Source organism: Paracoccus sp. KR1-242 (assembly GCF_049446195.1).
GTDB classification, from domain to species: Bacteria; Pseudomonadota; Alphaproteobacteria; order Rhodobacterales; family Rhodobacteraceae; genus Paracoccus; species Paracoccus broussonetiae.
This window is the reverse complement of record NZ_JBMSED010000001.1, coordinates 532,630-557,507: the sequence shown is the minus strand read 5'-3', so window position 1 is coordinate 557,507 and position 24,878 is coordinate 532,630. Positions and strand designations below refer to the sequence as shown.

At 65.4% G+C, this 24,878-nt stretch carries 25 protein-coding genes; 15 read left to right on the top strand and 10 right to left on the bottom strand.

Annotated features, from left to right (window positions below):
* Positions 1-3 precede the first annotated feature (3 nt).
* From ACO2Q4_RS02735 to aqpZ, 3 genes are all read left to right on the top strand, one after another.
* Positions 4-1,521: a tripartite tricarboxylate transporter permease gene (locus ACO2Q4_RS02735; protein WP_311760161.1), complete on the top strand. Its 1,518-nt coding sequence runs from the start codon at positions 4-6 to the stop codon at positions 1,519-1,521.
* 155 nt (positions 1,522-1,676) lie between these two features.
* The gene (locus ACO2Q4_RS02730) at positions 1,677-1,829 is read left to right on the top strand and encodes a hypothetical protein (RefSeq protein ID WP_311760162.1); all 153 of its coding nucleotides are present in this window, start codon (positions 1,677-1,679) and stop codon (positions 1,827-1,829) included.
* Positions 1,830-2,082: 253 nt separating this feature from the next.
* Complete coding sequence (gene aqpZ / locus ACO2Q4_RS02725; protein WP_311760163.1) at positions 2,083-2,769, top strand: aquaporin Z; 687 nt, start codon at positions 2,083-2,085, stop codon at positions 2,767-2,769.
* A 21-nt stretch (positions 2,770-2,790) separates the two neighbouring features.
* Here aqpZ and glmS read toward each other — a convergent pair whose 3' ends face one another.
* Both glmS and glmU read right to left on the bottom strand, forming a co-directional pair.
* Complete coding sequence (glmS, locus tag ACO2Q4_RS02720) at positions 2,791-4,608, bottom strand: glutamine--fructose-6-phosphate transaminase (isomerizing) (RefSeq protein ID WP_423317133.1); 1,818 nt, start codon at positions 4,606-4,608, stop codon at positions 2,791-2,793.
* A 1-nt stretch (position 4,609) separates the two neighbouring features.
* Positions 4,610-5,950: a bifunctional UDP-N-acetylglucosamine diphosphorylase/glucosamine-1-phosphate N-acetyltransferase GlmU gene (gene glmU, locus ACO2Q4_RS02715; protein WP_423317131.1), complete on the bottom strand. Its 1,341-nt coding sequence runs from the start codon at positions 5,948-5,950 to the stop codon at positions 4,610-4,612.
* Between the two features lie 103 nt (positions 5,951-6,053).
* Here glmU and ACO2Q4_RS02710 point away from each other — a divergent pair, with 103 nt between their 5' ends.
* Positions 6,054-6,731, top strand: coding sequence for an HAD-IA family hydrolase (locus ACO2Q4_RS02710; protein ID WP_423317129.1), 678 nt, complete (start codon positions 6,054-6,056; stop codon positions 6,729-6,731).
* A gap of 31 nt (positions 6,732-6,762) precedes the next feature.
* Here the strand turns inward: ACO2Q4_RS02710 and bfr are convergent, their stop codons facing one another.
* Complete coding sequence (bfr, locus tag ACO2Q4_RS02705) at positions 6,763-7,248, bottom strand: bacterioferritin (RefSeq protein WP_311760524.1); 486 nt, start codon at positions 7,246-7,248, stop codon at positions 6,763-6,765.
* On the bottom strand, positions 7,196-7,486 hold the full coding sequence (locus ACO2Q4_RS02700) for a (2Fe-2S)-binding protein (RefSeq protein WP_311760525.1): 291 nt from the start codon (positions 7,484-7,486) through the stop codon (positions 7,196-7,198). The genes bfr and ACO2Q4_RS02700 overlap by 53 nt, the downstream gene beginning before the upstream one ends.
* Positions 7,487-7,608: 122 nt before the next feature.
* On the opposite strand from ACO2Q4_RS02700, the gene queA reads away from it, so the two are divergent.
* From queA to lpdA, 4 genes are all read left to right on the top strand, one after another.
* Positions 7,609-8,658 (top strand): tRNA preQ1(34) S-adenosylmethionine ribosyltransferase-isomerase QueA, encoded by a 1,050-nt coding sequence (gene queA / locus ACO2Q4_RS02695; protein WP_423317126.1) that lies wholly within the window; start codon positions 7,609-7,611, stop codon positions 8,656-8,658.
* Between the two features lie 12 nt (positions 8,659-8,670).
* Positions 8,671-9,918 (top strand): MFS transporter, encoded by a 1,248-nt coding sequence (locus ACO2Q4_RS02690; RefSeq protein ID WP_311760527.1) that lies wholly within the window; start codon positions 8,671-8,673, stop codon positions 9,916-9,918.
* A 66-nt stretch (positions 9,919-9,984) separates the two neighbouring features.
* The gene (locus ACO2Q4_RS02685) at positions 9,985-10,575 is read left to right on the top strand and encodes a DUF924 family protein (protein ID WP_423317124.1); all 591 of its coding nucleotides are present in this window, start codon (positions 9,985-9,987) and stop codon (positions 10,573-10,575) included.
* Positions 10,576-10,615: 40 nt separating this feature from the next.
* Entirely contained in the window at positions 10,616-12,007 is a 1,392-nt protein-coding gene (gene lpdA, locus ACO2Q4_RS02680) for a dihydrolipoyl dehydrogenase (RefSeq protein WP_423317122.1), read from the top strand.
* A 105-nt stretch (positions 12,008-12,112) separates the two neighbouring features.
* On the opposite strand, the gene ACO2Q4_RS02675 is transcribed toward lpdA, so the two are convergent.
* The 3 genes from ACO2Q4_RS02675 to ACO2Q4_RS02665 are packed head-to-tail and all read right to left on the bottom strand — an operon-like array spanning position 12,113 to position 16,542.
* Positions 12,113-13,282, bottom strand: coding sequence for a M20 aminoacylase family protein (locus ACO2Q4_RS02675; RefSeq protein WP_423317120.1), 1,170 nt, complete (start codon positions 13,280-13,282; stop codon positions 12,113-12,115).
* A 56-nt stretch (positions 13,283-13,338) separates the two neighbouring features.
* Positions 13,339-14,676, bottom strand: coding sequence for an NAD(P)/FAD-dependent oxidoreductase (locus ACO2Q4_RS02670; protein ID WP_423317308.1), 1,338 nt, complete (start codon positions 14,674-14,676; stop codon positions 13,339-13,341).
* Positions 14,677-14,694: 18 nt separating this feature from the next.
* Positions 14,695-16,542 (bottom strand): ABC transporter ATP-binding protein, encoded by a 1,848-nt coding sequence (locus tag ACO2Q4_RS02665; RefSeq protein WP_423317118.1) that lies wholly within the window; start codon positions 16,540-16,542, stop codon positions 14,695-14,697.
* A gap of 239 nt (positions 16,543-16,781) precedes the next feature.
* Here ACO2Q4_RS02665 and ACO2Q4_RS02660 point away from each other — a divergent pair, with 239 nt between their 5' ends.
* The 3 genes from ACO2Q4_RS02660 to ACO2Q4_RS02650 are packed head-to-tail and all read left to right on the top strand — an operon-like array spanning position 16,782 to position 20,470.
* Positions 16,782-18,482, top strand: a complete 1,701-nt coding sequence (locus tag ACO2Q4_RS02660) for a peptide ABC transporter substrate-binding protein (protein ID WP_423317115.1) — start codon at positions 16,782-16,784, stop codon at positions 18,480-18,482.
* Positions 18,483-18,540: 58 nt separating this feature from the next.
* Complete coding sequence (locus tag ACO2Q4_RS02655; protein ID WP_423317113.1) at positions 18,541-19,548, top strand: ABC transporter permease; 1,008 nt, start codon at positions 18,541-18,543, stop codon at positions 19,546-19,548.
* On the top strand, positions 19,541-20,470 hold the full coding sequence (locus ACO2Q4_RS02650; RefSeq protein ID WP_423317111.1) for an ABC transporter permease: 930 nt from the start codon (positions 19,541-19,543) through the stop codon (positions 20,468-20,470). The genes ACO2Q4_RS02655 and ACO2Q4_RS02650 overlap by 8 nt, the downstream gene beginning before the upstream one ends.
* Positions 20,471-20,522: 52 nt before the next feature.
* Here ACO2Q4_RS02650 and ACO2Q4_RS02645 read toward each other — a convergent pair whose 3' ends face one another.
* Genes ACO2Q4_RS02645 through ACO2Q4_RS02635 form a run of 3 tightly spaced genes read right to left on the bottom strand, consistent with a single transcriptional unit; the run spans position 20,523 to position 22,673 of the window.
* Positions 20,523-21,170 carry a thiamine diphosphokinase gene (locus ACO2Q4_RS02645; protein WP_423317109.1) on the bottom strand — a complete coding sequence of 216 codons (648 nt, stop codon included), beginning with the start codon at positions 21,168-21,170 and terminating at the stop codon, positions 20,523-20,525.
* Positions 21,167-21,379: a DUF2842 domain-containing protein gene (locus tag ACO2Q4_RS02640; protein ID WP_311760536.1), complete on the bottom strand. Its 213-nt coding sequence runs from the start codon at positions 21,377-21,379 to the stop codon at positions 21,167-21,169. Before ACO2Q4_RS02640 ends, ACO2Q4_RS02645 begins: the two co-directional genes overlap by 4 nt.
* Position 21,380: 1 nt before the next feature.
* Entirely contained in the window at positions 21,381-22,673 is a 1,293-nt protein-coding gene (locus ACO2Q4_RS02635) for an adenylosuccinate synthase (RefSeq protein WP_311760537.1), read from the bottom strand.
* A 197-nt stretch (positions 22,674-22,870) separates the two neighbouring features.
* Here ACO2Q4_RS02635 and ACO2Q4_RS02630 point away from each other — a divergent pair, with 197 nt between their 5' ends.
* From ACO2Q4_RS02630 to ACO2Q4_RS02615, 4 genes are read left to right on the top strand one after another with little or no spacing between them, the layout of a single operon-like run.
* The gene (locus tag ACO2Q4_RS02630; protein ID WP_423317106.1) at positions 22,871-23,680 is read left to right on the top strand and encodes an urease accessory protein UreD; all 810 of its coding nucleotides are present in this window, start codon (positions 22,871-22,873) and stop codon (positions 23,678-23,680) included.
* A 27-nt stretch (positions 23,681-23,707) separates the two neighbouring features.
* The gene (locus tag ACO2Q4_RS02625) at positions 23,708-24,010 is read left to right on the top strand and encodes an urease subunit gamma (protein WP_311760539.1); all 303 of its coding nucleotides are present in this window, start codon (positions 23,708-23,710) and stop codon (positions 24,008-24,010) included.
* Between the two features lie 9 nt (positions 24,011-24,019).
* Positions 24,020-24,571, top strand: a complete 552-nt coding sequence (locus ACO2Q4_RS02620) for a HupE/UreJ family protein (RefSeq protein ID WP_423317104.1) — start codon at positions 24,020-24,022, stop codon at positions 24,569-24,571.
* Entirely contained in the window at positions 24,568-24,876 is a 309-nt protein-coding gene (locus tag ACO2Q4_RS02615) for an urease subunit beta (protein WP_311760541.1), read from the top strand. The genes ACO2Q4_RS02620 and ACO2Q4_RS02615 overlap by 4 nt, the downstream gene beginning before the upstream one ends.
* Positions 24,877-24,878: the final 2 nt, after the last annotated feature.

The window sequence follows — 24,878 nt, the reverse complement described above, 5'->3', positions numbered from 1 at the left end:
CGCATGGGCGCGTTCGATTTCCTGATGCAGGGCCTGGTCACCGCAGCCGAGCCGATGATGCTGCTTTACGCGCTGATCGGCGTGACTCTGGGCACCGCCGTCGGCGTCCTGCCCGGCATTGGCCCGGCGCTGACCGTGGCGCTGCTGCTGCCCGTCACCTATCGGCTGGACCCGGCGGGTTCGCTGATCATGTTCGCGGGCATCTATTACGGTGGGATGTATGGTGGTTCGACCACCTCGATCCTGTTGAACACGCCGGGCGAAAGCGCCTCGATCATCACCGCGCTGGAAGGCAACAAGATGGCCCGCAAGGGCCGTGGCGGGCCGGCACTGGCGACAGCCGCCATCGGCTCGTTCGTCGCGGGCCTGATCGCCACGTTGCTGCTGGCCTTTCTGGCACCCAGCATCGTCAAGGTGGCGCTGGTCTTTGGCCCGCGCGAATATTTCGCGCTGATGGTACTGGCCTTCGTCACCGTTTCGGCCGCATTCGGCGATTCCGCGCTGCGGGGCCTTACCTCGCTGTTCCTGGGGCTGGCGCTGGCCTGTGTCGGCATCGACCAGCTGACCGGACAGGCACGCCTGTCCTTTGGCGTGCCCGAGCTTCTGGACGGGATCGAGGTCACGACCATGGCCGTCGCCATGTTCGCCATCGGCGAGGCGCTCTTCATCGCCGGCCAGATGAACCAGCACGAGGATGAAGTCACCGCCGTCAAGGGTTCCGTCTGGATGAGCCGCAATGACTGGGCGCGGTCGTGGAAACCGTGGCTGCGCGGAACCGCGCTTGGTTTCCCGATCGGCGCAATGCCCGCTGGCGGGGCCGAGATCGGCACCTTTCTCAGCTATGCGACCGAGAAGAAGCTGACCAAGCACCCCGAGGAATTCGGCAATGGCGCGATCGAAGGCGTCGCCGGGCCCGAGGCCGCGAACAACGCCTCGGCTGCGGGGACTCTGGTGCCACTGCTGACGCTGGGCCTGCCGACCTCGGCCACGGCGGCAATCATGCTGGCGGGGTTCCAGCAGTTCGGCCTGCAACCGGGACCGCTTCTGTTCGCCACCAACCCGACTCTGGTCTGGGGGTTGATCGCCTCGCTTCTGATCGCGAACGCCATGCTTCTGGTGCTGAACCTGCCCCTGATCGGGCTGTGGGTGAAGCTGCTGACCGTTCCGAAACCCTGGCTTTACGCGGGCATCCTGCTGTTCGCGACGCTGGGCACCATTGGCGCCAACCCCTCGACATTCGAGCTGGGGATGCTGCTGGGCTTTGGCGTGCTGGGCTATGTGATGCGTCTGTTCGGATACCCCATCGCGCCGATCGTCGTCGGCCTGATCCTTGGTCCGATGGCAGAACAGCAGCTGCGCCGCGCGCTGTCGATCAGCCAGGGCGACTGGACGGTGCTGGTGCAATCGCCCATCGCCGCGACGCTTCTGGGGATCGCCGCGCTGGCGCTGATCGTCCCGCTGATCCTGCGCGCCCGTGGCAAGGGCCAGGTCCTGGCCCAGTTGGGCGGGGACGAGGATTAAATATCCGACGCGCCCCGCCCCCCGCGGGGCGCGTACACATTCCGTGCCATGCGGGGAAAGCATGGCGGACTTGCCCTTTCGCTGCGTTGCAGAAACAGGGCGGCAAGCCCATCTGAACGGTATCGAGATTTCACGAGACCAGACAGGTGGCAAAGATGACCGTCCTTCAATCCCTCCGTTCGGCTTTCAGCACGTTCCGTGCCGCGATCCATGCCGCGTCGGCCGTCGAGATGCACAAGATCCCGTCCGCGCGCGACCTTGGAAAGCTGGGGATCGACCGCGCGGCGTTCCAGCGGATCCACCTGTAAACACCCCATCCGCATCCTGCCGGATGCGAGCCTGCCCGACTGTGCGCCGCCCGTGATTCTGCCGATCCGGGCGGCGATTTTCTGTGCGGAACATGGATTTAAGGCTCTCTCCTGACATGCAGCCGGGCTGCAACAGTCCGGCGCAAGCGGATGATTGCCGATGAAGTTTTGTTTCACGCCCATGTGACTCGGTGACACCATCGCCGCGTCGGCCACCAAGGATGACCGGCGCATCGTCATGTGGAGTGGAATTATGCAGAAGCAATTGGGCGCGGAAGCTCTCGGCACCTTCTGGCTGGTCTTCGGGGGCTGCGGCAGCGCGATCCTTGCCGCGGGCGTCCCCAATCTTGGAATCGGCTTTGCCGGGGTTGCCCTGGCCTTCGGCCTGACGGTCGTGACCATGGCCTATGCCGTGGGCGGGATCTCGGGCGGGCATTTCAACCCGGCCGTCACCATTGGTCTTACCGTCGCCGGGCGATTTCCCGGCTCTCGGGTCGTCCCCTATATCGTCGCGCAGCTTGTGGGCGCGATCCTGGCGGCGGCCGTCCTTTACGTGATCGCCTCGGGCAAGACCGGCGCCGATCTTGGCAGCTTTGCCGCAAACGGCTACGGCGCGGCCTCTCCCGACGGCTATTCGATGCTGTCGGGCCTTGTGATCGAGATCGTGCTGACGGCCTTCTTCCTGATCGTCATCCTGGGCGTCACCCATGGCCGCGCGCCGGTCGGGTTCGGCCCGCTGGCAATCGGCCTTGCCCTGACGCTGATTCACCTGATCTCGATCCCGGTCACCAACACCTCGGTCAACCCGGCACGCTCGACCAGCCAGGCGCTGTTCGCGGGTGGCACGGCCCTGTCGCAGCTGTGGCTGTTCTGGGTCGCGCCGATCGTGGGCGCCGCGATCGGCGCCCTGATCTGGAAAGCGGTGGGCGAAACCGACTGACCCTGAAAAGCCGGCCAGCCGCTACTCGACGGTAACGGATTTAGCGAGGTTTCGCGGCTGGTCGACGTCGGTGCCCTTTGCGACGGCGGTGTGATAGGCGAGGTATTGCATGGGCACGGCGTAAAGGATGGCCTGGAAGGCGCCGCCGCCGCTGGGCATGGCCAGGCTGGCATGGACGCCGTGGCCGCCTTTCTCGATGCCCTCGGCATCCGAGATCAGCAGCACCTGGCCGTGGCGGGCCATCACCTCCTGCATGTTCGAGACCGTCTTCTCGAACAGCGCGTCGCGCGGCGCGACCACCACCACAGGCACGTTGCGGTCGATCAGCGCGATCGGGCCGTGCTTCAGCTCGCCCGAGGCATATCCCTCGGCGTGGATATAGCTCAGCTCCTTCAGCTTCAGCGCCCCCTCCAGCGCCACCGGGTAAAGCGGGCCGCGGCCAAGATAAAGCACGTCCTGCGCCTCGGACAGCCAGCCCGCCAGGGCGCGGCATTCCTCGCTGGTCGCCAGCGTCCGGTTCAGCAGCCCCGGCAGGGTGCGCAGGTCCGCCAGATGGGCGCGCAGCCCGGCATCGTCCAGCCGGCCGCGGTCATGCGCCGCCTTCAGCGCCAGAACCGCCAGCACCGCAAGCTGGCAGGTGAAGGCCTTGGACGAGGCCACGCCGACCTCGATCCCCGCCAGCGTCGGCAGCGCGATGTCGGCGTCCCGCGCGATGGCCGAGGTCCCCACATTCACCACCCCCACCGTCCGGGCGACCTTGTCGCGGGCGTAATGCAGCGCCGCCAGCGTGTCGGCGGTCTCGCCCGACTGGCTGATGAACATGGCCCAGCTTTTCGGCGACAGCGGCGGCTCGCGATAGCGGAACTCGGACGCCACATCCAGATCGCAGGGCAGCCCGGCCAGGCTTTCGAACCAGTAGCGCGCCACCGAGGCCGCATAGAAGGCGGTGCCGCAACCCACCAGCGTCAGCCGGTCGACATCGCGGAAATCGATCGCCTCGGGCAGGACGATCCGGTCCTCCTTGATGTAATGGCTGAGCGCATCGCCCAGCACCACCGGCTGCTCGGCGATCTCCTTGGCCATGAAATGGCGATAGCCGCCCTTGTCGATCTGGGTCGCGCCGACATCGATCTGCTGGAGTTCACGATTGGCGGGCGCCCCCGCGGCATTGAAGATTTCGGCGCCTTCGCGGGTGATGACCGCGTGGTCGCCATCTTCCAGATAGGTGATGCGGTCGGTGAAGGGCGCCAGCGCCACCGCGTCCGAGCCGATGAACATCTCGCCCTTGCCATGGCCCACCGCCAGCGGGCTGCCCTTGCGCGCGGCGATCATCAGGTCGCCCTCGCCCTCGAACAGGAAGGCCAGCGCGAAGGCGCCCCGCAGCCGCGCCAGCGTCGCCCGCGCGGCCTCGACCGGGGACTTGCCCTGGGACATGTGCCAGGCCGTCAGCAGCGCCACGATTTCCGTGTCGGTTTCGGATTCCGGGGTCAGGCCAAGCGCCACGACCTCGTCCCGAAGGTCGCGGAAATTCTCGATGATCCCGTTATGGACGATCGCCACAGGACCGTGGCGATGGGGATGGGCATTCGCCTCGGTCGCCGCGCCATGCGTGGCCCAGCGGGTATGCCCGATCCCGGCATGACCCGGCAAAGGCTCATGCACCAGACGATCCGACAGGTTCACCAGCTTGCCCACCGCCCGGCGCCGGTCAAGCCGACCCGACCCGTCCACCGTCGCCACGCCCGCACTGTCATAGCCCCGGTATTCAAGACGCTTCAACGCCTCGACCAGCTGCGGAGAAACCTCGTGACCCCCAAGAATGCCAATGATCCCGCACATGTTACTGACCTTTCTTCTGACGCAGCGCCTGCATCAGGCGTGTGGCTAGCCCCGGTTTCGTCACCTGCCTTGCGCGGCCAAGGGCCAGCGCGTCGTCGGGCACATCCTCGGTAATGACCGACCCCGATCCGGTCATGGCCCGGTCGCCGACGCGGACCGGCGCGACCAGCATCGTGTCCGAACCGATGAAGGCATTGGCCCCGATCAGGGTCTTGTGCTTGCCGACCCCGTCATAGTTGCAGGTCACGGTGCCTGCGCCGATATTCGTGCCCGCCCCGATCTGGGCGTCGCCCAGATAGGTCAGGTGGCCGACCTTGACGCCTTCGTCCAGCACCGAGTTCTTGATCTCGACGAAATTGCCGACATGCACGTCCCCACCCAGTTCCGCGCCGGGGCGCAGGCGGGCGAAGGGACCGACGGTCGCGCCAGAGCTGACATGGCAGCCTTCCAGATGGCAGAAGGGCAGGATCTCGGCCCCGCTTTCAACGGTGACACCGGGACCGAACACCACGTTCTGCCCGATGACCGCGTCGCGGCCGATGACGGTGTCCAGCGCAAACCAGACGGTCGCCGGATCGCTCAGCGTCACGCCATCCTCAAGCGCACGGGCACGTGCGCGGGACTGGAAGGCCGCTTCCGCGGCGGCCAGTTCCTCGCGCGTGTTGATGCCCAGCGTCTCGGCCTCGTCACAGGTCACGACCTCGACCCGGCGACCTTCGGCGCGGGCAAGGGCGGGAATGTCGGTCAGGTAATATTCACCAGCCGCATTGTCGTTGCCAAGCTGAGGCAGAAGCGCACGCAGCAGGCTGGCATCGGCGGCGAGGACACCCGAATTGACCAGACGGATCGCGCGCGTCGCGGCATCCGCGTCCTTGTATTCCACGATCCGCTCCAACCCCTCGGGGCCGACGACCAGGCGGCCATAGCGGCCGGGATCCGCGGCCTCGAACCCCAGGACGACGACATCGGCGGGGTGGCTCGACAGGGCCAGAAGCGTGTCCTCACCGATAAAGGGCGTATCGCCGTAAAGGACGATCACGCGCCCTTCGAACCCGTCGAGCAGCGGCAGCGCCTGCAGCACGGCATGGCCGGTGCCAAGCTGTTCCTCCTGAAGCGCGATCGCGGCTTCGGGGTCGAGCTTGCCGACGGCCTTCCTGACCATCTCGGCGCCGTGACCGGCGACGACCACGACACGTTCGGGCTCGACTGCGCGGCCAGCGGCCAGCGCATGTCCGACCAATGGCACGCCGCCCAGGCGGTGCACAACCTTGGGCAGGTCCGACTGCATGCGGCTGCCCTGGCCTGCTGCCAGGACGATAAGCGCGATGGGGTTGTCTGACATGACTGCCTCTTGCCTGTTTCTTATCCGATGCAGGCGTTCTACCTAGGGGGCGACATCGGGGAAAGGCCCCGGCAGATCAAACATCTTGACGGAAGGTTACAGTATGGCGGGAACGGTGGTGTTCGATCTGGACGGGACCCTGGCAGATACGTCGGGCGACCTGATCGCGGCGGCGAATGCCTGTTTCGAGGGACGTGGACTTGGCCCGTTGCTGGATCCGGTCGGCGATGCCCTGATCGCGTTTCACGGCGGGCGCGCGATGCTGCGCGCCGGCTATGCGCGGATCGGCGCCGACACCTTGCTGCCCCCGGGGGCCGAGGACGATGATTATGCGCGGTTGCTGGATCATTACGGCCAGAGGATCGCGGTCCACACCCGGCTGTATCCGGGGACCGAGGACGCGCTGGACCGGCTGACCGCGGCCGGGCACACCCTGGCGGTCTGCACCAACAAACCCGAAGGCCTGGCCGAGATCCTTCTGCGCGAGCTGGGCATCCGCGACCGCTTTGCCGCGCTGATCGGGGCGGACACGCTGCCCGTCAGGAAACCCGACCCCCGCCCCTATGCCGCGGCAGTCCGGTCCGCGGGTGGAGAAGTCACGCGATCCTTCCTGGTGGGAGATACCGAGACCGACCGCAAGACCGCAGCCGCAGCCGGGGTCAAGGTCGCGCTGGTGGCCTTTGGCCCCGAGGGCGAAGGTTTGGCCCGACTGGCGCCAGAGGCCATGCTGGCGCATTTCGACGACCTGCCGGACCTGGCCGAGGACTGGCTCGGCCGGTGAAACGGGGGGCCTGTGCCCCCCCCTTTCGGGATCACTCGGCTTCGCTGGCCGGCTTGGCGTTCAGCTGACCATAGTTCTGCGCCCCGATCGACTCGTAGAGATCGAGTTGGGTTTCAAGGAAGTCGATATGGCCTTCCTCATCGGCGATCAGCGCCTCGAACAGGTCCTTGCTGACATAATCCTTGACCGACTCGCAGTGGTCGCGCGCCTCGACATACAGCGTGCGCGCGTCGTATTCGGCGGCAAGATCGGATTCCAGCGTTTCCTTGAGATTCTGCCCGATGCGCAGGGGGTCCAGTTTCTGCAGATTCGGATGCCCCTCAAGAAAGATGATGCGCTGGATCAGCCGATCCGCGTGATTCATCTCCTCGATCGATTCGGCGCGGGACTTGTCGGCGATGCGGCCGTAACCCCAATCTTCCTGCAGCCGGTAATGCAGCCAGTACTGGCTGACGGCGGTCAGTTCAGACCGCAGCGCCGCGTTGAGATACTCGATGACCTTGGCGTCGCCCTTCATGGATTGCTCCTTTGCGCGTGGCTCTCAGCCCCCTCAGGATCGGGGGTACAGCCAGATTATCGCAATGGCGCATCGTGTCTAGAAACAAGGGCATGCAGCTTCCGCAGTCGGGGCGCTTGCCAAGGGCATGATAGATTTTTCCGGGGGTAATGATGGTTTCCGGGTCTGCCGCACGCATCCAGTCCACCGCGGCGCGGATGTCATGGTCGGAAATCTGGGTGCAGTGGCAGATGATCATCATGGTACCTTTCGGACGCGCCCAAAACTTACTGATTCCGTCGGCCAAGTAAAGTCCGAGTTTTTCACTTTGTGATTACCCGCCGCCTTGACGCTGACAGGGGGCAAGGCGACAAGCCGGACATGAAGCTTGACGATTTCGATTTCCATCTGCCCGAGGGCCTGATCGCAACGCGTCCCGCGCGGCCGCGCAGTTCAGCGCGCCTGCTGCTGGCGCAGGGCGACTCGACGCGCGATCTGCATGTGCGCGACCTGCCGGACCTGCTAGGTCCGGGAGATCTTCTGGTGCTGAACGACACCCGCGTCATCCCGGCCCGGCTGACCGGGACGCGCAGCCGCCAGACCCCGCAGGGCGAAGCCGTCGCCCGCATCGAGGTCACCCTGCTGGAACCCACCGCCGATGGCGGCTGGAAGGCACTGGCAAAGCCCCTGCGCAAGCTGAAGCAGGGCGAGACGATCCGCTTTGGCGAAACGCTCTCCGCCGAGGTGTCCGAGATTGCCGAGGCCGGGTTGGTCCTGCGCTTCGACGCGACGGGCGAGGAATTTGACGCGGCGCTGGACAAGGTGGGCGCGATGCCCCTGCCCCCCTATATCGCGGCGCTGCGCGCCCCGGACGAGGCCGACCGCGACGATTACCAGACCGTCTGGGCCAGCCGCACCGGTGCGGTCGCCGCCCCCACCGCCAGCCTGCATTTCGACCCGCCCCTGCTGAAGGCGCTGGCGGACCGCGGCGTCCGGTTTGTCCATGTGACGCTGCATGTCGGCGCCGGCACCTTCCTGCCGGTCAAGGTCGAGGACGTGACCACCCACAAGATGCACGGCGAATGGGGCGAGGTGACGCCCGAGGCCGCCGAAGCCATCAATGCCACCCGCGCCGCGGGCGGGCGGGTCATTCCCGTCGGCACCACCGCCCTGCGCCTGATCGAATCCGCCGCGACCGAGGATCGGGTCGTCCATCCCTATCGCGGTGTCACGGAAATCTTCATCTATCCCGGTTATCGTTTCCGCGCGACCGACGCGCTGATGACCAACTTCCACCTGCCGAAATCGACGCTGCTGATGTTGGTCAGCGCGCTGATGGGACAGGACCGGATCCGCAACATCTATCGCCACGCGGTGGATTCGGGCTATCGCTTCTTCAGTTACGGCGACGCTTCACTTCTGATTCCGTAAAGGATTCCGAACATGCTCTCGGTGCTGCGCACGACCTGGCCACTCCTGCTCGGCATCCTGCTGCTTATGGTCGGCAACGGGATGCAAGGCACGTTGCTGGGGATTCGCGGCGCGATCGAGGGCATCTCGACCACCGAGATGTCGGTGGTGATGGCGTGCTATTTCGGCGGCTTCCTGCTGGGCTCGCGCACGGTGCCCGGCATGATCCAGAAGGTCGGCCATGTCCGCGTCTTCGCGGCGCTCGGCTCGATGATCTCGAACGTGCTGATCCTTTATGCCGTCTACCCCGACTGGATCGTCTGGGCGCTGCTCAGGCTGCTCATCGGCTTCTGCTTCTCGGGCGTCTACATCACCGCCGAAAGCTGGCTTAACGCCAGCGCCAGCAACCAGAACCGGGGGCAGGCGCTTTCGGCCTACATGATCGTGCAGATGCTGGGGATCATCGTCGCGCAGGTGCTGATGAACACCAGCGATCCGGGCGGTTATCTGCTGTTCGTCATCCCGTCGGTGCTGGTCAGCCTGTCGTTCCTGCCGATCCTGCTGTCGCGCCAGCCCGCGCCCCAATTCTCGACGATCAAGCGGATGTCCTTTACCCGCCTGTTCAAAGTCTCGCCGCTGGGCTGCATCGGTATATTCCTGATGGGGGGCGTGTTCTCGGCAATCTTCGGCATGGCCTCGGTCTGGGGGTCGCTGAAGGGTCTCAGCGTGTCCGAGATCTCGGCCTTCGTTGCCGCGATCTATATCGGCGGACTGGTGCTGCAATACCCGGTCGGCTGGTTCTCGGACCACCATGACCGCCGCATGATCGTCATGGTGCTGGCACTGCTGGGTCTGATCGTCAGCTTCGTGACGCTTTACGTCCAGCCCGGCATCTGGGGCCTGCTGCTGACCGCGGCCCTGATCGGGGGCGTGGCAAACCCCGTCTATTCGCTGCTTCTGGCCTATACGAACGATTTCCTTGATGCGAGCGACATGGCCGCCGCCTCGGCCGGGCTTCTGTTCATCAACGGCATCGGCGCAATGACCGGGCCGCTGATCACCGGCTGGCTGATGTCGGAACTGGGACCCGAGGGCTTCTGGGTCTATATCGGTTTCCTGCTCGGCGCGCTGACGCTTTATGCCGGATGGCGCCGCACGCGCCGCCCGACACCGGTTCAGGACCAGAACTTCGCGGTCATCGCGCCATTGACCACACCGCTGGCGATCGAAGCGGCGCTGGAGAATGCCGGCTCGGACGATGTTTCCCGCGCCGCCGAATAATTCGCGGGCTTGCGACCCCTGCGCCGCTCTGCGACCATCGATCCCGTCCAGCCAAGGAGGGCATCGATGACGACCGACGCAATTGCGACCCCCGACGAGATTAACCGCTTCTGGCTGGACGAGGTCGGAGAAAAGGGCTGGTACGCCCGTGACGATGCATTGGACCAGTCGATCCGCGACCGCTTCATGGCCACCTGGGCCCAGGCGGATGAACTTGCCCGGCAATGGGCGCAATCGCCCCAAGGCGCGCTTGCCGCGCTGATCCTGACCGACCAGTTCCCCCGCAACATGTTCCGCGAAGATCCGCGCGCCTTCGCCACCGACGACCTGGCCCGCGAAATCGCGGATGCCGCTGTCAGCGCCGGTCACGACCTGCGGATCGAACCCCCGGCGCGACAGTTCTTCTATCTTCCCTTCGAGCACAGCGAGAACCTGTCCGACCAGAACCGCGCGGTCGAGCTTTTCGCCGAGTTCATGCCGGGCGAAAATCTGCGCCACGCCGAACTGCACCGCGACACCATTGCCCGTTTCGGCCGCTTTCCCTGGCGGAACGCCGCCCTGGGCCGCCCCCCGACCGAGGCGGAAAATCGCGTGATGCACGCGGGCGGCTATGGCGCGCTGGTGTCGGGCAAGCTGTTGCTTGATGCCCTCGAATAAATGGTTTAACGCTCAACTAAATTTTCAGAGGGAGAATTCCATGGCGCAATCCTTCGACATGGTGGTGATCGGCTCGGGTCCCGGCGGTTATGTCAGCGCCATCCGCGGTGCCCAGCTCGGTCTGAAAGTCGCGGTGATCGAACGTGAGCACCTTGGCGGCATCTGCCTGAACTGGGGCTGCATCCCGACCAAGGCGCTGCTGCGCTCGGCCGAGGTCTTCCATCTGATGCACCGCGCCAAGGAATTTGGCCTGTCCGCAGACAAGATCGGCTATGACCTGCCCGCGGTCGTCCAGCGGTCGCGCGGAGTCGCCAAGCAGCTTTCAGGCGGCGTGGGCCACCTGCTGAAGAAGAACAAGATCACGGTCATCATGGGCGAAGCCACGCTGACCGCCCCCGGCAAGATCAGCGTCAAGACCGATAAGGGCACCGAAGAGGTGACCGGCAAGTCCATCGTGCTGGCGACCGGCGCCCGTGCGCGTGAACTGCCGGGGCTGGAACCCGATGGCGATCTGGTCTGGAACTACAAGCACGCGCTGAACCCGCCGCGGATGCCCGGCAAGCTGCTCGTCATCGGCTCGGGCGCGATCGGCATTGAATTCGCGAGCTTCTTCAACACGCTGGGGGCCGACACGACCGTCGTCGAAGTGATGGACCGCGTGCTGCCGGTCGAGGACGCCGAAATCTCTGCCCTTGCGAAAAAGCAGTTCGTCAAGCAGGGCATGAAGATCATGGAAAAGGCGACGGTCAAGAAGCTCGACCGCGCCAAGGGCAAAGTCACCGCCCATATCGAGATCGGCAGCAAGACCGAGACGCATGAATTCGACACCGTCATCTCGGCCGTCGGCATCGTCGGCAACGTCGAAAATCTCGGCCTCGAGAAACTGGGCGCCAAGATCGACCGCACCCATGTCGTGACCGACGAATATTGCCGCACCGGCGTCGAAGGGCTTTTCGCCATCGGCGACGTCGCAGGCGCGCCATGGCTTGCCCACAAGGCCAGCCACGAAGGCGTCATGGTCGCGGAACTGATCGCGGGCCAGCATCCCCACCCGATCAAGCCGAACTCGATCCCGGGCTGCACCTATTGCAACCCGCAGGTCGCTTCTGTCGGCCTGACCGAGGAAAAGGCCAAGGCCGCTGGCTATGACGTCAAGGTCGGCCGCTTCCCCTTCGTCGGCAACGGCAAGGCCATCGCCCTTGGCGAACCCGAAGGTCTGGTCAAGACCGTCTTCGACGCAAAGACCGGCGAGCTGCTGGGCGCGCATATGGTCGGGGCCGAAGTCACCGAACTGATCCAGGGCTATGTCATCGGCCGCACACTGGAAACGACCGAGGCCGAACTGATGGAAACGGTCTTCCCGCACCCGACCCTCAGCGAGATGATGCACGAATCCGTGCTGTCGGCCTATGGCCGGACGATCCACTTCTGAAGCGGATCATGTCCGGAACAACGAAACAGGGGGCCTCGCGGCCCCCTTCATCGTTTCCGAAATACCCTGCGGGGGTCCGGGGGCGCAAAGCCCCCGGCAGCAAGGTCAGGCCGGGACAGGCATCCGCGCCTCGACCATGCCGGCATACCAGCTTGACCCGGCGGGGATCGCATTGTCGTCGAAATCATAGGCGGGATGGTGGACCATGGCGGTATCGCCATTCCCGACAAAGATATAGGCGCCGGGACGGGTGTTCAGCATATAGCTGAAATCCTCGCCCGCCATCAGCGGCATCATGTCCATGTCGACATCACCGGCGACCTCGCGCGCGACCTTGGCGGCATGAACCGTGGCATCGGGGTGATTCATGGTGACGGGATAGCCGCGCTGGTAATCGACCTCGGCCGTTGCACCGAAGGCGGCCGCGACATTGCTCGTGACACGCTGGATGCCTTCCTCAAGCTGGTCGCGGACTTTCGGGTCAAGGCTGCGCGCCGTTCCCTTCATCACCACGACCTGCGGGATCACGTTATGCGCAGGCGAATCCGTCTGGACCACGCAGACCGAGACGACGCCGCTTTTCAGCGGGTCGATATTGCGCGAGACGATGGATTGCAGCGCCACCACGATCTGCGCCGCGACCAGTGTGGTGTCGACCGCCTCATGCGGTTTCGCGGCATGCCCACCCTTGCCCGTCACCACGATGTCGAACTGGTCGGCCGCCGCCATCATCGCGCCCTCGCGAATGGCGAAGCTGCCTGTCGGGTAACCCGGCATGTTGTGCATGCCATAGAACTCCTGGATGCCCCAGCGCTCCGCCAGCCCGTCCTCGATCATGGCCAGCCCGCCGCCGCCGCCCTCTTCCGCGGGTTGAAAGATCATGATCGCGGTGCCGTCGAAATTCCGCGTCTCGGCCAGATAGCGGGCGGCCCCAAGCAGCATGGCAGTATGGCCGTCATGACCGCAGGCATGCATGACGCCCGGCGTCTTCGAGGCGTATTCGGCGCCCGTGATCTCCTTGATCGGCAAGGCGTCCATATCGGCGCGCAGCCCGATCACCCGCCCCTGGGTATCGCTGCGGCCCTTGATGACACCCACGACCCCGGTGCGGCCCACGCCCTCGACCACATCATCAAGGCCGAAACTGCGTAGCAGTTCCGCCACCTTGCCCGCAGTCCGGTGCACCTCGTATTGCAATTCGGGATGCTCGTGGAAGTCCCGCCTCCAGGCGGTGATCTCGGGCAGAAGTTCGGCGAAGCGGTTCTTGACAGGCATGTGACATCTCCTTCGGGGCAAAGCTTGGCCGTTTTGAAATGCCGCCGCAAGCTGACTCAGATCGAAGGGCCCAGCTCGATCCGCGAACCGTCGGAAAAGCGGGCAAACCGGAACCGGGAAAGATCATGTCCGGGTGTCCGGCCCAGCATCAGATCGGCCATCACCCGACCGACACCCGGCCCAATGCCGAAGCCGTGGCCGGACAGCCCCGTCGCGACGTAAAAGCCCGAGACCGGGCTTTCATCCAGAATCGGAACCTGATCCGGAGTGACATCAATCATTCCGGCCCAGACCCGCTCTATCGCTGGTTTGCCCAACACCGGGAATGCCGCGGCAAAAGCCTGCGCCAGCGCCTCGACCCGACGCATGTTGGGCTGGGGATCCAGAACCCGCATCCGCTCGAAGGGCGAGGAGCGGTCAAGCCGCCAGCGCCGCGGCGTGCCCCAAGCATCGGGATAGTCGCGGGGCGAGGCAGGGGAAAGCCGGGTATGCCGCAAGTCCCGCCGGACCTGGGGCAGGAACTGCGCAAGGTTGCGAAAGGCGGATGGCCCGATCCAGAAGTCATGGCCGATCCCCGGCGCAAGCGTGAAGCCACCGTCCAGCCGGCGGCGAAAGGCAAAACCCGGATCCGCAGCGTTGCCGGAATGAAACTCGGGCATTTCGGACGTCGCAGCGACTGTGGCTCGGACCGAAAGCTGTGGAAAACGCATCCCGGCATTGCCCGCAAAAAGCGATGACCAGGCACCCGCGGCCAACAGCACCTGCGGTGCCTCGACCCGGCCCTTTTCCGTCACGGCGGCGGACACCCGCCCCGCAGTCGTTTCGATCCCCCGCACAGCGCAGCCTTCGCAGATCGTCACGCCCCTGTCGGCGGCCAATGCCGCGATTGCCGGCACGGCGGTCCAGGGTTCGGCCCGCGCATCGCTGGCCGTGTGCAGCGCGCCGATCCAACCCGCGGCATTGGGCAGGATCGCGTCAAGCTCGGCCCGCGCGATCAGCCGGGTATCCAGCCCGTGGTGCCGGGCATGGGGCAACCACGAGGCGAAATTCTCAAGATCCTTCGGCGAGGCTGCCAGATAGGTCGTCCCGGTCTGGCGCAGCCCGACGGCATCGCCCAGACGTTGGTCAAGATCCTGCCACAGCCGCATCGCCTCGATCATGATCGGCAATTCGGCGGGATCGCGGCCCTGCTGGCGAACCCAGCCCCAGTTGCGCGAGCTTTGCTCGGCCGCAATGCGGCCCTTTTCGCAAAGCACGACCCGCCGACCGGCCTCGGCCAGGTAAAGCGCGGTCATCACGCCCGCAATGCCTCCGCCGACGACCACCACTTCCGCTTGCGCGGGCGGGTTCGCAGGAAAGCGCGGCGGCGCGGAAATCGGGATCGGACCACCCATCTTCATCATGCCCAAGCCCTAACCATGCGTCATCGGTCCCACAAGCACCCGGTGCCCCGGCTGCACCTCGCGATAGATCGAGGGGCCGGGATCGTGCCCCGGCGGATGGATCGGAGAGGGAACGGGTCGGAACCGGGGATCGCCCCCATTCCTCCGGCTGCGCGGATCTGCGACCGGCACGGCGGCCAGAAGCTGGCGGGTATAGCTGTGCTGCGGGTTTTCGAACAGCTGACGCCGCGAACCGATCTCGACGATGCGGCCCAGATACATGACGCCGACGCGATGGCTGATACGTTCGACAACGGCCATGTCATGACTGATGAACAGCATCGAGATCCCGGCTTCGCGCTGCAACTCCATCAGCAGATTCATAACTTGCGCCTGCACCGAGACATCCAGCGCCGAAACCGCCTCGTCCGCGACCAGAAGGCGCGGGGCCAGCGCCAGCGCGCGGGCGATGGCGATCCGCTGGCGCTGGCCGCCCGACAGCTCATGCGGATAGCGGTTCATATAGGCGCGCGGCAATTCGACCCGGTCGAAAAGCCGGGCGATGCGGTCCCGGCGCTCGGCCCGGTCGCCGATGCCATAATTCAGCATCGGCTCTTCGACCTGATCCAGCAGCTTCATCTGGGGATCAAGGCTGGCATAGGGATCCTGAAATACCATCTGCATGTCGCGCCGTGCCCGGCGCAGCGCCGAGGGGGCCAAGGCCAGAATATCCTGTCCCTCAAGATAAATGCTGCCGGCCTGCGGTTCGACAAGACGCAGGATTGAGCGGCCGGTGGTGGACTTGCCGCAGCCGGATTCCCCGACCAGGGCCAGCGTCTCGCCTTCGGCCAGCGAGAACGAGACATCTTCGACCGCGTGGACCCGCGCCACGGTCCGCCGCAGAAACCCGCCCCGGACAGCGAACCGCGTGCACAGATTCTCAACCCGCAGGAGCGGTCTTTGCTCGGACCGCGCAGGGGCGCGCAAGGGCGCCGGAATCGCCGGGGTCATGCCCGACAGGCGCATCGGTTCCGGCGCATCGCGGCCGGTCATCTCTCCCAACCGCGGCACGGCGGCCAGCAGCGCGCGGGTGTGGTCCTGCTGGGGATCGTCAAAGATGCGCGCGACCGGACCCTCTTCGAGCTTGCGGCCCCGGAACATGACCACCACCCGGTCGGCCATCCGCGCGACCACCGCCATGTCATGGGTGATGAAGAGGATGGCCATGCCGGTTTCCCGTTTCAGGCGCTCGATCAGCGCCAGGATCTCGGCCTGGATGGTGACATCAAGCGCGGTGGTCGGCTCGTCGCAGATCAGCAGCTTGGGCCGGCAGGCCATCGCCATCGCAATGACGACCCGCTGCCGCATCCCGCCCGACAATTCATGCGGATATTGCAGCAGCCGCCGCTCGACAGGTTCGGGAATGCGCACCTCTCGCAGCAATTCAAGCGCGCGCGTTCTGGCCTGTTCGCGCGTCAGCCCGCGATGGGCGATCAACCCTTCGGATATTTGGTCGCCGATGGTCAGGACCGGGTTCAGCGCGGTCATAGGTTCCTGAAAGACCATCGCGATCCGGTTGCCACGAATGGCCCGCATTACCCCGGGCGCAGCCTGGGCCAGATCGACCGCGCGCGCGCCATCCCGCAGCAGGATCCGTCCGGCCGCGATCTCTCCGCCGCCGAACTCGACAAGCCGCATCAGGGAAAGCGCGCTGACCGACTTGCCCGAACCCGATTCGCCCACCACGCACAGGCATTCGCCTGCCGAGATATCGAAATCCAGCCCATCAACCCCCGTCACCGGACCGTCATGGGTCTGAAAGGTCACGCGCAGCCCCCGCACTGAAAGAAGCGGGCAGCCTTGGCCGGCATCGGGCATGGTCATTCCCCGGCGATCTGGTCAGGGCGAAGGCTATGCCCGCCAAAGCGCATTGCAACATCTTTCCGCTCCAAGTTGATTCTTGCTTTTTCCCTCGCAGCGGCCTGAAACTTGGCGCTGTTCCACGGGCAAGGCCGCAGGCGCGGTCAAAGGACAAAGGGAAGGCGCGAAAAAACAAAAGACTAGGCGGCCAGACCGACAGCACGGGTGAACACTCCACAGTTCAACAGGAGAGAGCGATGCGACTGAAGACCCTGATGCTTGGTGCGGCCGCAAGCGTGGCCCTGGCCCCGGCGGCTTTTGCCGAACGCGGCAGCGACGGGCAGGTGAACATCATCTATTGGCAGGCCCCCTCGACGCTGAACCCCTACCTTTCCTCGGGGACCAAGGATCTTGAGGCCTCGTCCCTGGTGATCGAGCCGCTGGCGGGCTTCGACGAAAAGGGTGTGGTCTTCCCCCGCCTCGCCGCCGAGATCCCCAGCGTCGAGAATGGCGGCATCTCGCAAGACCTGAAATCCGTGACCTGGAAGCTGAAACCGGGCCTGAAATGGTCCGATGGAACCCCCCTGACCTCGGAAGATGTGAAATTCACCGCCGATTACTGCATGAACCCCGAGGGCGGCTGCGCCCAGCTGGCGCGCTATGAAGGCATCGACAGCATCGAGACACCCGACCCGCTGACGGTCGTCATCCATTTCCGCGAACCTCGCCCGAATCCGTTCACCGCCTTCACCGGGGCGCAGTCGCCGGTGCTGCAAAAGGCACAGTTCGGAAAATGCGTCGGCAGCGGCGCGTCGGCCTGCACCGCCGAGAATTTCGGCCCCATCGGCACCGGCCCCTTCCGCGTGGTCGAATTCCGCACCAATGACAGCGTGACCCTTGAAGCCAATCCCAACTATCGCGACCCGCAGAAGCCCGCCTTCGCCAAGGCGGTGCTGAAAGGCGGTGGAGACGCGGCGGCAGCCGCCCGCGCCGTTCTGGAGACGGGCGAGTTCGACTACGCCTGGAACACCCTTGTTCCGCCCGATGCGCTGAAAGGCATGGCAGCGGCGGGCAAGGGCAAGATCGTCACCGGCTTTGGCACGCTGGTCGAGCGGATCGAGATGAACCTGACCGACCCATCGCCCGACCTGCCCGAAGGCGAGCGCGCGACAGCCAGGCATCCCCACCCGATCCTGTCGGATGAACGCGTGCGACGGGCGCTCAGTATGGCGATCGACCGGACCCTGCTGACCGAGATCGGCTTTGGCGATGCCGGCCGGCCGACCTGCAACCTTGTCCCCGCGCCTGAAACCTTTGCCTCGGACAATACCGGTTGCCTTGAACAGGATATCGAGGGCGCGAAGAAGCTGCTGGACGAGGCCGGGTGGGCTCCCGGCGCCGATGGCATCCGCCAGAAGGACGGCAAGCCGTTGGAGCTGCTGTTCCAAAGCTCGGTCAACCCGATCCGGCAGGACTTTCAGGCACTCATCAAGCAGTGGTGGCAAGAGATCGGGGTCGCGACCGAGCTGAAATCGGTGGACCCTTCGGTATTCTTCGGCGGCGATGCGGGGTCGCCCGACACCTTCCAGCGCTTCTACGCCGATGTCGAAATGTATGCGAACAACTTCGACGGGACGGATCCCGAACCCTATCTGGCCCGCTATACCTGCGAAAAGGCCCCCGGCCCGGAATCGCAATGGCAGGGTGAGAACGTAAACCGCTACTGCGATCCCGAATATGACCGGCTGATCGTGGAGTTGGGCAAGACCGCCGATATCGGCCAGCGCGCGGACCTGGCCAAGCGGTTGAACGACATGATCACCAAGGACAGCATGACCATTGTTCCGCTGGTCGATCGTGGCCGCGTCTCGGCCCATTCGAACCGGCTGGGGGGCGTCATCCTGAACACCTGGGATAGCGAATTGTGGAACGTCGCGGACTGGACCCGCGTCAAGTGAACCTGCGTGCGTCCCGGTCCGGCGGCCGGGCCGCCCTACCCCATCCCGGGGAAGCAGGATGCTGAACTATGCACTGCGCCGGGTTCTGCTGGCGGTTCCGACGCTGCTGTTCATCTCGCTGGTGATCTTCCTGCTGCTTGAGGCGTCGCCCGGCGATCCGCTGGGCGATATCCCGATGACCATCCCCCCCGAGATCAGGGACCGGATGCGCGAAGCACTTGGCCTGGGACAGGCCTGGTATGTCCGATACGTCCTGTGGCTGCAGCAGTTCTTCTGGGTCGAGCCGCTGCACGCCTTCGACCAGATATTTGGGACCGGTTTCAGCCGGGGAATGCAGCGGATCATCAGCTTTCAGACCCGCAGCCCCGCCTTTGACGTCATCGCCCAGCGTTTGCCGCAAACCCTGACCGTGGTGGGCCTGTCCTATGTGCTGGGGATCCTGATTGCGGTTCCGATCGGGATCGTTTCGGCCTATCGCCAATACAGCTGGTTCGACCAGATCGGGACATTCATATCGATGGTCGGATTCTCGCTGCCGACCTTCTTCACGGGCGTCGTGCTGATCATCGTCTTCGGCATCAAGCTGCAATGGCTGCCCACGATCTATGACACGACGCTACGCGTGACCGACTGGACCAGCCTTGTCCAGCAGGTCCGGCAGATGGCAATGCCGGTCACGGTGCTGGCGCTGTTCAACGCGGCGCAGATCAGCCGGTTCATGCGTGCCTCGATGCTGGACAACCTGCGCCAGGACTATGTCCGCACCGCCCGCGCCAAGGGCCTCAAAGAGCGGGTCGTCGTGCTGAAACACGTCCTGCGAAACTCGTTGATCCCGGTCGTGACGGTGATCGCGCTTGGCCTGCCCGCAGTCTTCGGGGGCGCGATCATCACCGAGCAGGTCTTCAAGGTGAACGGGCTTGGCCAGCTTCTGATCCTGGCGATCAATTCGAACGATATCCCGATGGTGATGACGCTGACCTTCATCTTCGCCATCCTGATCGTCGCCTTCACCCTGATCGCGGACCTGCTTTACGGTCTTCTGGACCCAAGGATCCGCTATGACTGATCCATTGGCCGCGACACTGGACGGGGCATCAACGCCCGCCGCCCCGCCGAGCAGCCAGTGGCGCGATGTCTGGCGCCAGTTCCGCCGCCATCGGGGGGCGATGATTGCGCTGGTCCTGTTCGCGCTGATCCTGATGTTCGTGCTGGCCGGTCCGCTTCTGTGGCGGATCGAGGCGACGCATCTGGATATCCGCGCCCGCAATCAGGGCTTTTCCTGGCCCCATCCCCTTGGCACCGATCAACTGGGCCGCGACATGCTGGCGCAGCTGATGGCGGGGGGGCGGATCTCACTGGCGGTCGGGCTGACTGCGATGCTGATCGCGCTGACGCTGGGCAGCCTGATCGGCATCCTGTCGGGCTATGTCCGGGCGCTCGACGCGCCGCTGATGCGGCTGACCGAACTGTTTCTGGCCCTGCCCCTGCTGCCGCTGCTGCTGCTGATGGTGACGCTGTTCCGCGAACCGCTGGCGCGGACGCTGGGACCGGCAGGCGGAACCTTCCTGCTGATCGTCCTGGCCATCGGGGCGACGTCCTGGATGCAGACCGCGCGCATTGTCCGGGGCGAGGTTCTGGCGCTGAAGGAACGCGATTTCATCCTGGCCGCGCACTCGATCGGGACGCCGCCCATCCGGATGATCCTGCGCCATGTGCTGCCGAACGTGCTGTCGCCGATCATGGTCGCGGCAACGCTGGGCATAGCCACCGCCATCATCACGGAAAGCGCGCTGTCCTTTCTGGGGTTGGGCTTCCCCCCTGATTTCCCGACCTGGGGGCGGCTGCTTTACGACGCGGTCGACCAGATGCAGCAATATCCGTGGCGGGTGATCCTGCCGGGGATGGCAATCTCAGTGACGGTTCTGTCGGTGAATTATATTGGGGACGGGCTGCGGGACGCGATGGATCCCCGCAGCCGACGCCGCTGATACGGCAAGGTCGTCGTCGGGTATTTAAGAAACGGTGAAAACCGGGCGGCCGTCAGAGCGCGGCGGCCAGCAGCGTCAGCTGCGCCCGTGGAAGGATCAGCAGCATCGGCCCCGACATGTCGCGCAATTCGACCCGTCCGGTCGCCTGGTTCGAGGTGCCGACGCGGCCATCGGGCGCGAAGGCGATCCCGTCGATCGGCCATTTCAGCCCGGTCGAGCGCCCCGAGGCGTCCCCCATGGGAACCAGCGACACCCGCGTTCCGGGCGCAAGGTCCAGCGCAAGCGTTTCGGGCGCCAGCGTGATGACATCATCGCCCGCGATCAGGATGCACCGAGGGCCGACGCGGCGGGCAAGCGCGTTCAGGGCGGCCAGGAAATGGTCCTGCCGCGCACCCGAAAAGCCGACGGCCAACACCAGCGGCGCATCGATCCGCGACAGGCATTTCTCGAAATCGGTGCCAAGCTGCTCGGTGACATGATGCAGGCGATCTGCGGGGATCGCAGCGCGGGCCTCGTCAGACAGGGAATCGAAATCTCCGATGACCGCCTGGGGCATCACGCCCAGCGCCAGCGCCTGATCTGCCCCACCATCCGCCGCCACCACGCCCGGTGCCAGCGCCAGCGCCGCTTCCAGATCGGTGCGCGGAAAAGGCGCCCCCCCGATCAGAGTGACCGGGCGGGTGCTGGCAAGGACGGTCATTCGCCCTTGCCGATGCCGGAGAAGATCCGGCGAAAGGGCAGGATCCACAGGATCCCGAGCCCGATATAGACCGCAAGCTCCAGCACGATCGGCTGGCGGCCCAGGGCGCGGTCCATCCAGTTCACCACCGTCACGGCCACCACGATGTAAAGTGGCAGGCCGATCAGCAGGACCACCAGTGACCAGCGTTTGCGCGCCCTGAGATCCATGTCAGTCCGAGAACGGATCGGTGACAAGGATGGTGTCGTCGCGCTCGGGTGAGGTCGACAGCAGCGCCACCGGGCATTGGATCAGCTCCTCGATCCGGCGGACGTACTTGATCGCGTTCGCGGGCAGGTCCGCCCAGCTGCGCGCGCCCTGGGTCGATTCAGTCCAGCCTTCAAGCTCTTCATAGATCGGCTTGACGCGGTCCTGCAGCGCGGCTGCGGTCGGCAGGTAATCGTATTGCTTGCCGTCGATTTCGTAGCCCACGCAGATCTTGATGGTCTCGAACCCGTCCATCACGTCCAGCTTGGTCAGCGCGATGCCATCCACGCCCGAGATCGCGCAGGTCTGACGCACCAGAACTGCGTCGAACCAGCCGCAACGGCGGCGGCGACCGGTGACGGTCCCGAATTCGTGGCCGCGTTCGCCCAGGCGCTGGCCATCCGCATCCTCAAGCTCGGTCGGGAAGGGACCCGAGCCGACGCGAGTCGTATAGGCCTTGACGATGCCCAGCACGAAACCGATGGCGCTGGGGCCAAGGCCGGTGCCCGACGCCGCCATACCCGACATGGTGGTCGAGCTGGTGACATAGGGATAGGTGCCGAAATCGATGTCCAGCAGGCTGCCCTGCGCGCCTTCGAACAGGATGCGCTTGCCGGCCTTGCGATAGTCGTTCATCGCCTTCCACACCGGCTGTGCGTATTGCAGCAGCTTCGGCGCGATCTCAAGCAGCTTGGCGCGCAACTCGGCGCGGTCGATCGGCGTCGCACCAAGACCCTGGCGCAGCGCATCGTGATGGGCGAGCAGGCGATCCAGGCGGGAATCCAGCGTGTCCTCGTCGCCCAGATCGGCGACGCGGATGGTGCGGCGGCCGACCTTGTCTTCATAGGCGGGGCCGATGCCGCGACCGGTGGTGCCGATCTTGGAAGCGCCCGCGGCTTCTTCGCGAAGCTGGTCAAGGTCCTGATGCAGCGGCAGGATCAGCGGGGTGTTTTCCGCGATCATCAGGTTTTCCGGGCCGATCTTGACGCCCTGGCTTTCCAGCTTCTCGATCTCGCGGAACAATGCCCAGGGATCCAGCACGACGCCGTTGCCGATGACGTTCATCTTGCCCGACCGGACGATCCCCGAGGGAAGCAGCGACAGCTTGTAGACCTCGCCCCCGACAACCAGCGTGTGGCCGGCATTGTGACCGCCCTGGAAGCGCGCGATCACATCGGCGCGCTCGGACAGCCAGTCGACGATCTTGCCCTTGCCTTCGTCGCCCCATTGGGCGCCGACGACCACCACATTGGCCATGTTGGTATCCTCTCGCGGTCATGAATTCCGCTGACGTATAATGCCCGACGCCCCGAGGGAAAAGCCCAATTGCCTTCGCCCTTATTTTAGGCATCATGCCTGAGATTTAGGCTATCCTCGGGAGAATCATTGGACATAACGCACCATCCATTGCGAAATCGCGCGAAATTTGCTCATGGTCCGGGCAAGAGGCCGTGATGTTGCACCAGAACATTTCAACCGAACTGAACCGCGCTTGCGGCACGCTTCGTGCCGGATTCGCCTTTTCCCGCGGGACGACCCGCCTGACCCGACTGCATCAGGCCGGCAGCGCCAAGGCCATGCTGCCCCCTGCACCCGGCTGCGAGATCGTTCTGCTGAACACTTCAGGCGGGCTGACCGGCGGGGACCGCATGGACATCACCGTGACGCAAGAGGCAGGCACCCATCTGACCGTCACCACCCAGACGGCCGAGCGCGCCTATCGCTCGACCACCGGGCGGGCGCGGGTCACGGCGCGGTTCGAAGTCGCTGCGGGCGCGCATCTGGACCTGTTGCCTCAGGAAACCATCCTGTTCGACCGCTCTGCCTTGCTGCGGGAACAGGAAATCGCGCTGGCGGGCGATGCGACCGCGCTTTGGGTGGAAACCCTGATCTTGGGTCGCGCCGCGATGGGCGAGACGGTTCGCACCCTTGACCTGACCGACCGCAGGCGGATCACCCGCGACGGCCGACCGGTCTTTGTCGAGAATCTGCGGCTTGGCGATGCGACGCTGGCGCGCGGGGAAAGCATCGCGACGCTGGCCGGTTGCCGCGCCTTTGCCACGCTGGTGCTGGTTGCCCCCGATGCCGCCGACCGGCTGGACCGCGCCCGCGCGGCGCTGGGTTCCGACGGCGCGGCCAGCGCCTTTGACGGCAAGCTTGTCGCGCGCGTGATGGCCGATGACGGCTGGCCCCTGCGCCAAGCCATGATGCGGCTGATCCAGGCGATCCGACCCGGCCCCCTGCCCCGCGTGTGGCAAATCTGAATTCGACTTGAGGAGTCCGACAAGACCATGAACCTTTCTCCCCGCGAAAAGGACAAGCTGCTGGTCTCGGTGGCCGCCATGGTGGCGCGCAACCGGCTGGCGCGCGGCGTCAAGCTGAACCATCCCGAAGCCATTGCCCTTGTCACCGATTTCGTCGTCGAGGGCGCACGCGACGGCCGCACGGTCGCCGACCTGATGGAGGCCGGTGCCCATGTCATCACCCGTGACCACTGCATGGAAGGCATCCCCGAGATGATCCACTCGGTGCAGGTCGAGGCCACGTTCCCGGACGGCACCAAGCTGGTCACCGTCCACCACCCCATCCGTTGAGTGAGCATGATGAAACGCTTTCTTCCCCTGCTTCTGCTGATGCCGACCGCCGCACTGGCCCATCCGGGCCATCTGGGCGCGGCCTCGTCCTTTACCAATGGGTGGATGCACCCGGTCGGCGGCCTTGACCACGTCCTTGCGATGATCGCAGTCGGCCTTTGGGCCGCGACGGCGACCGACCGCCGCGGGATCTGGGCGCTGCCCGTAACCTTCGTCGCCGCGATGCTGGCCGGGGGCGCGATCGGCGCGGCGGGCATTCACCTGCCCGCGGTCGAGCCGATGATCCTGGCATCGTCCGTTCTGCTGGGCCTTGCCGTCGCGCTGGCGCTGCGTCCCTCGCTGGGCTTCGCGCTGCCCGCGGTTGCGCTGTTCGGTCTGATGCATGGCCACGCACATGGCGCTGAAGGCCCGGCAACGGGGCTTGCCGCCTATGCCGCGGGCTTCGTGCTGGCAACTTCGGCTCTGCATCTCGCCGGTATCGGCCTTGGCCGGCTTGGCGCGACCCGCTTCCTCGGCGCGGCGACCGCGGCCGCCGGGGCGCTGCTGGTGGTGATGCCGTGATCCCCGGCGAAATCTTTCCTGCCGAAGGCGACATCATCCTGAACGAAGGCACCGAGGCCATCCGCCTGATGGTCGCCAATGCGGGCGACCGCCCGATTCAGGTCGGCAGCCATTACCACTTTGCCGAGACCAATCCTGGTCTCGACTTTGATCGCGATGCGGCGCGCGGCATGCGTCTTGACATCGCGGCGGGCACTGCCGTCCGCTTCGAACCGGGACAGAAGCGCGAAGTGCGGCTGATCCCGATCTCGGGCGCACGGGAAATCTGGGGTTTCAACGGCAAGGTCATGGGTCCGCTGGACTGACC

Bases quoted from the DNA above. Each gene is read 5' to 3' on its own strand.
- ACO2Q4_RS02670 (WP_423317308.1), bottom strand. From the start codon at position 14,676: ATGGGTGGTCCGATCCCGATTTCCGCGCCGCCGCGCTTTCCTGCGAAC.
- ACO2Q4_RS02685 (WP_423317124.1), top strand. From the start codon at position 9,985: ATGACGACCGACGCAATTGCGACCCCCGACGAGATTAACCGCTTCTGG.
- lpdA (WP_423317122.1), top strand. From the start codon at position 10,616: ATGGCGCAATCCTTCGACATGGTGGTGATCGGCTCGGGTCCCGGCGGT.
- ACO2Q4_RS02645 (WP_423317109.1), bottom strand. From the start codon at position 21,170: ATGACCGTCCTTGCCAGCACCCGCCCGGTCACTCTGATCGGGGGGGCG.
- ACO2Q4_RS02675 (WP_423317120.1), bottom strand. From the start codon at position 13,282: ATGCCTGTCAAGAACCGCTTCGCCGAACTTCTGCCCGAGATCACCGCC.
- ACO2Q4_RS02630 (WP_423317106.1), top strand. From the start codon at position 22,871: ATGTTGCACCAGAACATTTCAACCGAACTGAACCGCGCTTGCGGCACG.
- ACO2Q4_RS02655 (WP_423317113.1), top strand. From the start codon at position 18,541: ATGCTGAACTATGCACTGCGCCGGGTTCTGCTGGCGGTTCCGACGCTG.
- bfr (WP_311760524.1), bottom strand. From the start codon at position 7,248: ATGAAGGGCGACGCCAAGGTCATCGAGTATCTCAACGCGGCGCTGCGG.
- ACO2Q4_RS02735 (WP_311760161.1), top strand. From the start codon at position 4: ATGGGCGCGTTCGATTTCCTGATGCAGGGCCTGGTCACCGCAGCCGAG.
- ACO2Q4_RS02650 (WP_423317111.1), top strand. From the start codon at position 19,541: ATGACTGATCCATTGGCCGCGACACTGGACGGGGCATCAACGCCCGCC.
- ACO2Q4_RS02730 (WP_311760162.1), top strand. From the start codon at position 1,677: ATGACCGTCCTTCAATCCCTCCGTTCGGCTTTCAGCACGTTCCGTGCC.
- glmS (WP_423317133.1), bottom strand. From the start codon at position 4,608: ATGTGCGGGATCATTGGCATTCTTGGGGGTCACGAGGTTTCTCCGCAG.
- aqpZ (WP_311760163.1), top strand. From the start codon at position 2,083: ATGCAGAAGCAATTGGGCGCGGAAGCTCTCGGCACCTTCTGGCTGGTC.
- glmU (WP_423317131.1), bottom strand. From the start codon at position 5,950: ATGTCAGACAACCCCATCGCGCTTATCGTCCTGGCAGCAGGCCAGGGC.
- ACO2Q4_RS02665 (WP_423317118.1), bottom strand. From the start codon at position 16,542: ATGCCCGATGCCGGCCAAGGCTGCCCGCTTCTTTCAGTGCGGGGGCTG.
- queA (WP_423317126.1), top strand. From the start codon at position 7,609: ATGAAGCTTGACGATTTCGATTTCCATCTGCCCGAGGGCCTGATCGCA.
- ACO2Q4_RS02620 (WP_423317104.1), top strand. From the start codon at position 24,020: ATGAAACGCTTTCTTCCCCTGCTTCTGCTGATGCCGACCGCCGCACTG.
- ACO2Q4_RS02700 (WP_311760525.1), bottom strand. From the start codon at position 7,486: ATGATCATCTGCCACTGCACCCAGATTTCCGACCATGACATCCGCGCC.
- ACO2Q4_RS02660 (WP_423317115.1), top strand. From the start codon at position 16,782: ATGCGACTGAAGACCCTGATGCTTGGTGCGGCCGCAAGCGTGGCCCTG.
- ACO2Q4_RS02625 (WP_311760539.1), top strand. From the start codon at position 23,708: ATGAACCTTTCTCCCCGCGAAAAGGACAAGCTGCTGGTCTCGGTGGCC.
- ACO2Q4_RS02690 (WP_311760527.1), top strand. From the start codon at position 8,671: ATGCTCTCGGTGCTGCGCACGACCTGGCCACTCCTGCTCGGCATCCTG.
- ACO2Q4_RS02640 (WP_311760536.1), bottom strand. From the start codon at position 21,379: ATGGATCTCAGGGCGCGCAAACGCTGGTCACTGGTGGTCCTGCTGATC.
- ACO2Q4_RS02635 (WP_311760537.1), bottom strand. From the start codon at position 22,673: ATGGCCAATGTGGTGGTCGTCGGCGCCCAATGGGGCGACGAAGGCAAG.
- ACO2Q4_RS02710 (WP_423317129.1), top strand. From the start codon at position 6,054: ATGGCGGGAACGGTGGTGTTCGATCTGGACGGGACCCTGGCAGATACG.